A 1,070-nucleotide genomic window follows, 5' to 3' on the forward strand; every position below is an offset into this window, starting at 1 on the left:
GGGTTGCCCGGGACGGGGTCATAACGCCCCGTCCGGCGGGCGCGGTTGAGCTCGCCTGCGGGGTGGTCGGCCGCACTGCTGCGGACCTCTGCACCGAGCGTCCGGTGAGCGGCGCCGCACCGGGCGGCGGCGCGGACATCGGGGCGCCGAGCAACGGCCGTTGCCGCGGGGCCGAGCCGCCAGGAGCAGCGGCTGCCCGTGATCCGGTGGAGCGCGTCGGCGAGGTGGAGCCGGTGCCGGCGGGCTGTGCCGCGGCCGGCTTCGCACCGGGACTGGTGACGGCTGTCGTCCGCTGAACGGGGGCCGCCGAAACGGGACGTGCGGTGTGACCGGGAGGCGGCACGGGTGCGCCCAACCCGGTGATGGGTGTCGCCCCGGCCGCGGTCCGGCGCTGGACGACGTCAGGTCCCGCGGGCGTCGTACCGGACGGCGCGGCCGAGGGCCCGCGCGGCACGGGCTCCGCGTTCGTCCCGCGCGGAGTGGGGACCGGACGTGCGGAAGCCGGGCGCTGGGCAGCGGACTTGGGCGCTCCGAGCCCGGTCACCGGGGTCGTCAGCGTTGGCTTCGTCGGTGTCGTCGGGGCGGCGGTGCTGCGCTGAACAGCGGTAGAGCGCAGGGGACTTGAACCGGTGGTGGCCGAGGGCGCGGGAGACGGGCCCTGCCCGGCGGGCCGTACGGGTGCGGGTGCGGAGCCGCTGCTGCCCGCGGAAGTCCGCGCGGGCGCCGGACCGGCCGGGCTCGCCGGGGGAGTGGCGGCGGCCGCCCGCCGCTGGACCTGGGGCACCGGGTGCACGGGGCCGGGTCCCTGGAGGGGTGCGCCGAGCCCGGTACGGCGGCTGCCGGGACCTTGCGATGGTGCGGCCCTCCGCTGAACGGGGGCCACCGGAAGGGAAGTCGAAGCGTTCGTGGTAGTGCCGGCATCGGGCGCCGCGGGAGGAGCCGCAGGGGTCGGGACGCTGCCGCCGCCGGGCGTACCGCGGCCGGGTGCCGGACTGGCAGCGGCGCGCTCGCGGTCCGCCTGCCGCTGGACCGGGGCGGGCGCAGGCGTGGGTCCGGGCCCCGGCGGCATG

The 1,070-nt window shown here is 79.0% G+C and carries 2 protein-coding genes; both read left to right on the top strand.

The genetic code is table 11. The features are described from left to right. Window positions 1-296 (top strand): hypothetical protein (locus tag AC13HU_RS37560; RefSeq protein ID WP_483046487.1); only part of this gene is annotated, 296 nt, incomplete at its 5' end. A gap of 66 nt (window positions 297-362) precedes the next feature. Further along, window positions 363-599 (top strand): hypothetical protein, encoded by a 237-nt coding sequence (locus tag AC13HU_RS37565; RefSeq protein ID WP_483046488.1) that lies wholly within the window; start codon window positions 363-365, stop codon window positions 597-599. The last annotated feature ends 471 nt before the right edge of the window (window positions 600-1,070 follow it).

This window comes from Streptomyces sp. NH27, assembly GCF_056859195.1.